This is a genomic window from Kocuria sp. 2SI (genome assembly GCF_005502825.1).
Classification (GTDB): domain Bacteria; phylum Actinomycetota; class Actinomycetes; order Actinomycetales; family Micrococcaceae; genus Kocuria; species Kocuria palustris.
This window is the reverse complement of sequence record NZ_SCNB01000041.1, coordinates 1-7,760: the sequence shown is the minus strand read 5'-3', so window position 1 is coordinate 7,760 and position 7,760 is coordinate 1. Positions and strand designations below refer to the sequence as shown.

Below are 7,760 nucleotides of genomic sequence, written 5' to 3'. Positions count from 1 at the left end.
TGCTTCAGCGTTCGACTTGCATGTGTTAAGCACGCCGCCAGCGTTCGTCCTGAGCCAGGATCAAACTCTCCGTTGAAAAACGAAAAACCATACCTGGCTGGAATCAAAATAATAATCGACAGCACGTCACGGGAACGAGACGCACTGACGCATCAACTGATCCAACCAAACAAAAATTGCTTGAACTGGTATCAGCAGACAATTTGGCACACTATCGAGTTCTCAAACAACAGACGATCAACCAGACCGTTTCACCAGGCCCGCGAAGATCAGGTCCTTCAACCGCCGCAGCTCACGAGACCCGAACCTTCGTTCATCTCTCGTTCACCGTTGTGCGGCCAGATCACCATACTCGCTTCACCCGCTCTTCACAACCCGGCTCCTTCGACCCGATCCTTTGCGCATGCGGTGCATGGCAAAGCGATCTGCTCGATCGAGCCATTCAATGGTTGTGTCGACGCAGGATCATCCGGATCGGTGATCCTGCCGCTGCGCCGCACCGGTTCGAACCGGCGGGCCGCTCGCGGCGACAGAGAAGAACATTACACACACCCAGCGCCCCCCGCAAACCATCTGGGCCGTTTGTGCTGCACCCCACAGGAAGCCCACCTCCGCCGGCCGAGGACCACGACGAGGCCCCCGAGCCCCGCGGCAGACAGCCGCGGGCCTCGGGGGCCGAGTCAGGCGCGCACCCGCATGAAGGTGCCTTTTGGGTCATTCCCCCAGCATGACTCCCGCCATGTTCTTCTTGCCGCGCTTGAGCAGGGCGTACCGGCCGTGCAGCAGCTGCTCGTCCTCGAGCTGAGCCTCGATGCCCTGCACCTTCTGGTTGTTCACGGAGACGCCGCCCTCCTGGAGGGTGCGTCGCGCCTCGGAGCGGGTGGTCGACAGCCCCGTGGCCACGAGCAGGTCGATCAGCGCTCGATCCTCAGCACCCACGGTCGCCGAGGGGAGCTCCCCGATCACCGCGGCCAGGGTCTGCTCGTCCAGAGCGCCGAGGTCCCCCTTGCCGAACACGGCCTCGGAGGCCGCGATCGCCTGCTCGGTGGCCTGGGCCCCGTGCACCAGCATGGTGACATCCCACGCGAGCTGCTTCTGCGCCTCTCGGCGGAAGGGCTCCTCGGCGACCTTGCGCTCGAACTCGACGATCTCCTGGCTGGTGCGGAAGGTGAAGACCTTGAGGCGGTCGACCACATCGGCGTCGGCGGTGTTGAGCCAGAACTGGTAGAAGGCGTACGGCGAGGTCAGCTCGGGGTCCAGCCAGATGGCGTTGCCCTCGGACTTGCCGAACTTGGTGCCGTCCGAGTTGGTGATCAGCGGCGTGCCGATGGCCTGGACCGCGGTCCCCTCGACCTTGCGCACCAGCTCCGTGCCCGAGGTCAGGTTGCCCCACTGATCCGAGCCGCCGGTCTGCAGCATGCAGCCGTACTCGCGGTGCAGGTTCAGGAAGTCCATGCCCTGCAGGATCTGGTAGCTGAACTCGGTGTAGGAGATGCCCTCCTCCGAGTTCAGCCGCTTGGCCACGATCTCCTTCTTGATCATGGTGCCCACGCGGAAGTGCTTGCCGATGTCGCGCAGGAAGTCGATCGCCGACATCTCGCCGGTCCAGTCCATGTTGTTGACCATGCGAGCGGCGCTGTCGCCGTCGAAGGACAGGAAGCGCTCGATCTGCTCGCGCAGCTGCCCGACCCACTGCTCCACGACCTCGCGGGTGTTCAGCACCCGCTCCGAGGTCTGGCGGGGATCGCCGATCAGTCCGGTCGAGCCGCCGACGAGCCCCAGCGGACGGTGCCCCGCCAGCTGCAGCCGGCGCATGGTCAGCAGCTGCACCAGGTGCCCCAGGTGCAGCGAGGCCGCCGTGGGGTCGAAGCCGCAGTAGAACGTGATCGGCTCCCCGTCGAGCAGCTCCTGGAGGGCCGCCTGGTCCGTGGACACGTGCACGAGCCCGCGCCAGTTCAGCTCCTCCCAGATGCCCGGGAAGTCGGGGTCGTTGTGCTGGGCTGCCAGATCGATCGCGGTGGTGGGTGTCGGGGTCACGTCGGGGTACCTCTCGGGTTGCTGAAGCGGAAGGGGTTTCAGGCGCGGACGCCGTCGTAGCCGGCGGGCAGCGGGCCGGCCGAGACGGTGCGCAGCCTCTGGGTGGGACGGGTCATGGCCACGTACAGGGATCCGACGCCGCGGTACTCGTCGATGATCTCCTGCGGCTGCACGAGGACCACGGAGTCGAACTCCAGGCCCTTGGCATCCCACGTGGACAGCACGACGACCTGGTGCTCCAGCCGGCGCACACCCGCGCCCACCCTGCCGGGCAGGCGCTCGGAGAGATGCCGGCCGATGCCGCGCACGCGCTCCTCCGGGGCGATGACGGCCACGAGACCGCCCTGGACGACCTCGAGCTCCTCCTCGAGCTGGTCGTCGATCGCGCGCATGATCGCGGCGTCGTCGGCCTGAGCGGGCAGCTGCGCGATGATCGGCGGCTCCCCCTCGCGCACCGCCCGCGGAGCGGCCACGTGCTGACCGGCGGCGCGGGCGACGGCCGCGGCGACCGAGGCCACCGCCTCAGGCGTGCGGTAGTTGACGGTGAGCTCCTCCAGGCTGAAACGCTCCCCCACGAAGGGCGCCAGGGCCTCGCCCCAGGAGGCGGCGGCCGAGGCCGAGCCGGCCTGGGCGATATCGCCGACCACCGTGAACGACTTCATGGGGCATCGGCGCATGAGCACCCGCCACTGCATGGGCGTCAGCTCCTGCGCCTCATCCACCACGACGTGCCCGTAGGCCCAGGTCCGATCGGAGGTCGCGGCCTCGGCCGCGGTCATCCGGTGCTCCTGCTCCTCGTTGAACTCCGTGAGGTCGCTGGCGCTCACCACGCCGTCGACCCCGACGTCCTCGAGGGCCTGGCTCATGTTGTAGAGCGCCCGCTCGGCCATCTCGGTGGCCTTGGCGCGCTCCGCTTCACCGGTGCGGATCCGCACGCCGGCGTCCTCGAGGGTCCCCAGGCGCTCGGCGGCCTCGTCCAGCAGCGGGACGTCCGAGACGGTCAGCGCAGCGGCGGCCGGGCGCTCGAGCTGGTCCCGCTGGGCGGGGCTCAGGTGGCGGAAGGCCGAGTCGAGGTAGCGCCGCTTGGCGAAGAGCTGGCGCACCAGCGTCTCGGCCGACAGCGGCAGCCACAGCAGGTTCACGGCCCGGCGCACCTCGGGGGCCTGGCGCAGGTCCTCCACCAGGTAGGAGCGATCGATCGCGTTGCCGGAGGAGGCGTCGAGCTCCTCCCCCAGCTTCTCGGCGAGCTCGCGCAGGATGATCTTCACGAAGGTCGCGCGGGCCTCGTTGTGCGGCTTGCCCGTGCCCCTGGCCTTCTCCCGGGCCCGTCGGGCGAGCTGCCGGGTCAGCACCACGCGGTGCGAGTCCACGGTGAGCACGAGGTCGCGCTCGGGCAGCTTCTGCCGGTCCTTGACCGCCTGCTTGATGACGTCGACCATCTCCAGGCCAGCCTTGAGACCGGCGACCTCGCGGTCGCGCTCCGGCGCGCCGTGGATCCCGGGGAACAGATCGGCCAGCGACGACATCACCACGCCCGTCTCGCCCAGAGAGGGCAGCACGCGGTCGATGTACCACAGGAACGACGACGACGGCCCGACGAGCAGCACCCCTGACTTGCGCAGCCGCTCCCGGTGCTCGTAGAGCAGGAACGCCGCGCGGTGCAGGGCGACCGCGGTCTTGCCGGTGCCCGGACCGCCCTGGACCACGCGCACGCCCTGCAGAGGGGCGCGGATGATCCGGTCCTGCTCGGCCTGGATCGTGGCGACGATGTCCGTCATGCGACCCGTGCGCTTGGAGTTCAGCGCCGCCAGCAGAGCGCCTTCGCCCTGCAGGACGGACTCATCGTCGAGCAGCTCGGGGTCCAGGACGTCGTCCTCGATCGCCGAGACATGGCGTCCGTCGAGGATCAGGTGGCGACGGCGGCGCACGCCCATGTGGCTGCGGCCCGTGGCCTGGTAGAACGCGGCGGCCTCGCGGGCGCGCCAGTCCACCAGGAGGCGTCGGTGGTCCTCCGTGGCCAGGCCGATGCGCCCGATGTAGCGCGTGGAGGCCTCTCCGGTCTCGGTGGTGTCCAGGCGTCCGAAGGCCAGCCGCTTGTCGACGGCCTCGAGCTGGGCGAGCCGGTCCTCGTAGTGGGTGGCGAAGGCATCGCGCTCCGAGCGGGACTGATGTCCCGTGCCCATGTCCGTGCGGCGCACGCGCGCCAGCTCATCGGCCTTCTCGCGTCGCAGCTCGTCCAGGCGGTCGTAGAGCCCCGTGACGTAGCGCTGCTCGATCTCCAGCTGCTCGTCCAGTGCGCTGCCGTGGCCCTGCCCGCGGTCGTCGGGCAGGCCGGTCTCAGCACCGCTGCTCCTGGCGACATCCGTCATGTGCTCGTGCTCCTTGAAACGTCCACCTCCCCGACCAGCCGCGATCGGGGAACCAGTCATGCTAATCCCCCGGGCATGAACAGGAGGTTGCCCGCAGCGCTTCATGTCGTCCGCCCTCAGCGGATCGCGGCGGGACCTCCCGGCTCTCAGACGCGATACAGGGCCCGGGTGCGGTGCCCGCCCAGCTTGCCGCGGCCGCGCTGGTCGGTCAGCTCCATCAGCAGCCCGAAGCCCGCGATGTGCAGCCCCGCACGGTGCAGAAGCTTGGCACTCGCCTCAAGCGTGCCGCCGGTGGCCAGGATGTCGTCGACCACGAGCACGCGGGAACCGCGGGCGACGTCGTCGGTGTGGATCTCCAGCACGGCCGAGCCGTACTCGAGCTGGTAGCTCTCCCGGTAGGTCTCCCGGGGCAGCTTGCCCTCCTTGCGGATGGGGATCACGCCGGCGCCCGTGGCGCGCGAGACCGCACCGGCCAGCAGGAAGCCGCGCGCCTCGATGCCCGCCACGTACTCGAACTGCCCCCGGAAGGCCTCACCCAGGGCGTCCACGGCGCGGGCGAAGGCGGCCCCGTCGGCGAACAGCGGCGTCAGATCCCGGAAGAGGACCCCGGGCTCGGGGTAGTCCGGGATCTTTGCGCACAGCCGGTCGATCATCTCCTCGACCGATTCGGGTCGTGGGGCGGGCACGGGAGCAGGGCTGGGCTGAGTCACCCGGCCATGGTAGTGCCACCGCCGCGGGTGCGCCGCTTCTTGGGCGTCGCACGACGGTACGGGGAGACCGTGGGATCGCCCTGGGCGGCGAAGCGCCACGGGAACCGCTCCGTGCCGCCCTCCCCCGAGACCCCTGTGCGCGGGGTCGTCACGATCGTCTGCGGAGGGCTCCCCGGTGCGAGCACCAGGTGCCGGCCGCCGTCGTCGTGCGCGCGGCCGCGCAGGGGCGCGCCGTCGTCCTGCAGGCCGAGCCCCAGGGCTTGGGCGAGGTTGCCCGGGCCGCGGGCCAGGGAGACCGCCGCGGGCTCCGAGGCCCGCCGGGCGCTGCGACGGGCCACGGCCAGCTCCTGGCCCTCGACGACCTCGCCGGAGCGCAGCAGGCAGCCGCCGGGCACGCCCTCCGGTCGGCAGACCAGGTTCAGAGCGTGGTGCAGCCCGTAGGTGAAGTACACGTAGGCGTGCCCGGGCGGGCCGAACATGGACGCGTTGCGCGCGGTGCGCCCGTGGTAGGTGTGCGCGCCCGGATCCGGCAGATCGGTCTCAGCCGGCCCGCCGTAGGCCTCCACCTCGGTGAGGCGCACGGTGACGCGCCCCTCCGGGGTGATCGAGCTGAGCAGGCAGCCCAGCAGCGCCGGGGCGGCCTCCGGAGCCGGGCGGCGCAGGATCTCGAGCAGCGCGGGATCCAGCTGCGATGGGTCCATCCCGTCTCAGGCCGAGACGACGGGGGCGCGGTTCTCGAACTCGGACAGCCCCGCGAGGCGCCGCTTGAGGGCCTCGAGCTGCGCGGCGACGGCGTCCGGGCCCGTGCCGCCCTGCGAGGACCGCGAGCGCAGGGAGCCCTCCAGCGTCAGGACCTCGCGCACCTGCGGGGTGAGGCGCTCGTCGATGGCAGCGAAGTCCTCGTCGGTGAGGTCCCACAGCTCGATGTCGCGCTGCTCGCAGACCCGCACGGCGTCGCCGGAGATCTCGTGGGCGTCGCGGAAGGGCACGCCCTGGCGGACCAGCCACTCGGCGATGTCCGTGGCCAGCGCGAATCCGCGCGGTGCCAGCTCGGCCATGCGCTCGGTGTGGAAGCTCAGCGTGGCGACCATCCCGGAGACGGCCGGCAGCAGGACCTCGAGCTGATCGATGGCGTCGAAGACCGGCTCCTTGTCCTCCTGGAGGTCGCGGTTGTAGGCCAGCGGCAGGGCCTTGAGCGTGGCCAGCAGGCCCGTGAGATCGCCGATCAGGCGCCCCGCCTTGCCGCGGGCGAGCTCCGCCACGTCCGGGTTCTTCTTCTGCGGCATGATCGACGAGCCCGTGGAGAACGAGTCGTGCAGGGTCACGAAGGAGAACTCCTTGGTGGCCCAGGTGGTGATCTCCTCCGAGATGCGGGAGACGTCGACCGAGAGCATGGCGCAGATCCAGGCGAACTCGGCGTAGACGTCGCGCGAGGCGGTGCCGTCGATCGAGTTGTGGACCGCGGAGTCGAACCCGAGCTCCTGGGCCACGGCGTTCGGGTCCAGCCCGAGCGTGGACCCGGCGAGAGCGCCGGAGCCGTACGGGGAGACGGCCGCGCGGCGGTCCCAGTCCGCGAAGCGCTCGACGTCGCGGACCATGGCCCAGGCGTGGGCCAGCAGGTGATGCGAGAGCAGAATCGGCTGGGCGTGCTGCAGGTGCGTGCGCCCCGGCATGGGTGCGAACGGGTGCGCCTCAGCCTGCTGGACCAGCGCGCGGACGACGTCCAGCAGCTCCTTGGCAATGATCGAGGCGTGATCGCGCAGGTACATGCGGCCCTCGGTGGCGATCTGGTCATTGCGCGAGCGGCCCGCGCGCAGCTTGCCGCCCAGCTCCGGGCCGGCGCGCTCGATCAGCCCGCGCTCCAGGGAGCCGTGCACGTCCTCGTCCGACTCGGCAGGCCGATAGGCCCCGGAGCGGACGTCTGCCTCGAGCTGATCGAGCGCCTCGATCATGCCCGCGAGCTCGTCGTCGGTGAGCAGGTCCACGGCGTGCAGCACGCGGGCGTGGGCGCGGGAGCCGGCGATGTCGTACGGAGCCAGGCGCCAGTCGAACTGCGTCGACTTGGACAGCGCCGCCAGGGCCTGATCCGGTCCGCCGGCGAAGCGGCCTCCCCACAGCGCGCCCTCGTTGGTCCCGTGCTTGACGTGCTCTGCCACTGGTGCTGCTCCTCGATCGCTTCCGTCTACTGGTCCCAGCTTAGGGCTGGAGGTGTGGGGGTTCGTCGTTCACTTGGTACGGGATGGGCGGTGGGCCCTTCCTTGACTGCTTCGCTTGACGTCTGCGGCAGGGGCCCACGGCCCATTCCCCGCGCCGACGCCTCGCAGCCTCACGTCACCGAAGCAGGCCGTCGCAGCCTCCCGAGGGGCCGCGTGTGCAGGGCATCATCCGGTGAAGGTCGGCACACGGGGCTCCTCGCGAGGTCGTCGGGAGGCAGTCGCGTCCGGATCCGCGAACGACGGACGCCGGCCGACCACGTCGCGGACGGGAGAAGGCGCGGCCGCCCCTCCTCCCGCAGACGTCAAGCGAAGCAGTCTGTGAGTCTGGATCTGGCTGGTCTGGGACTGGCCGGTCAGGATGGATGTCGGTCGTATCGAACCGGGTGTGACTCTCGAAGCAATTGGCCCGCTTGCGGTGTCTTCCCGTT

General features: G+C 70.1%; 5 protein-coding genes and 1 rRNA gene. All 6 read right to left on the bottom strand.

The features are described from left to right. A 16S ribosomal RNA gene (locus FFS25_RS13115) occupies positions 1 to 76 on the bottom strand; the annotation flags it as partial. A gap of 638 nt (positions 77 to 714) precedes the next feature. Continuing rightward, positions 715 to 2,037, bottom strand: coding sequence for a tyrosine--tRNA ligase (gene tyrS / locus FFS25_RS13110; RefSeq protein ID WP_137803226.1), 1,323 nt, complete (start codon positions 2,035 to 2,037; stop codon positions 715 to 717). A gap of 38 nt (positions 2,038 to 2,075) precedes the next feature. Then, complete coding sequence (locus tag FFS25_RS13105) at positions 2,076 to 4,406, bottom strand: HelD family protein (protein ID WP_137803225.1); 2,331 nt, start codon at positions 4,404 to 4,406, stop codon at positions 2,076 to 2,078. Positions 4,407 to 4,552: 146 nt separating this feature from the next. After that, entirely contained in the window at positions 4,553 to 5,059 is a 507-nt protein-coding gene (locus FFS25_RS13100; RefSeq protein ID WP_029643733.1) for an adenine phosphoribosyltransferase, read from the bottom strand. Between the two features lie 53 nt (positions 5,060 to 5,112). Further along, on the bottom strand, positions 5,113 to 5,817 hold the full coding sequence (locus FFS25_RS13095; RefSeq protein WP_137803224.1) for a DNA-3-methyladenine glycosylase: 705 nt from the start codon (positions 5,815 to 5,817) through the stop codon (positions 5,113 to 5,115). 6 nt (positions 5,818 to 5,823) lie between these two features. Next, positions 5,824 to 7,272 (bottom strand): argininosuccinate lyase, encoded by a 1,449-nt coding sequence (gene argH, locus FFS25_RS13090; protein ID WP_137803223.1) that lies wholly within the window; start codon positions 7,270 to 7,272, stop codon positions 5,824 to 5,826. Positions 7,273 to 7,760: the final 488 nt, after the last annotated feature.

What these genes read in the sequence shown, in the direction of transcription:
- FFS25_RS13105 (WP_137803225.1), bottom strand. Translation starts at nt 4,406, where the DNA reads ATGACGGATGTCGCCAGGAGCAGCGGTGCTGAGACCGGCCTGCCCGAC.
- FFS25_RS13100 (WP_029643733.1), bottom strand. Translation starts at nt 5,059, where the DNA reads ATGATCGACCGGCTGTGCGCAAAGATCCCGGACTACCCCGAGCCCGGG.
- FFS25_RS13095 (WP_137803224.1), bottom strand. Translation starts at nt 5,817, where the DNA reads ATGGACCCATCGCAGCTGGATCCCGCGCTGCTCGAGATCCTGCGCCGC.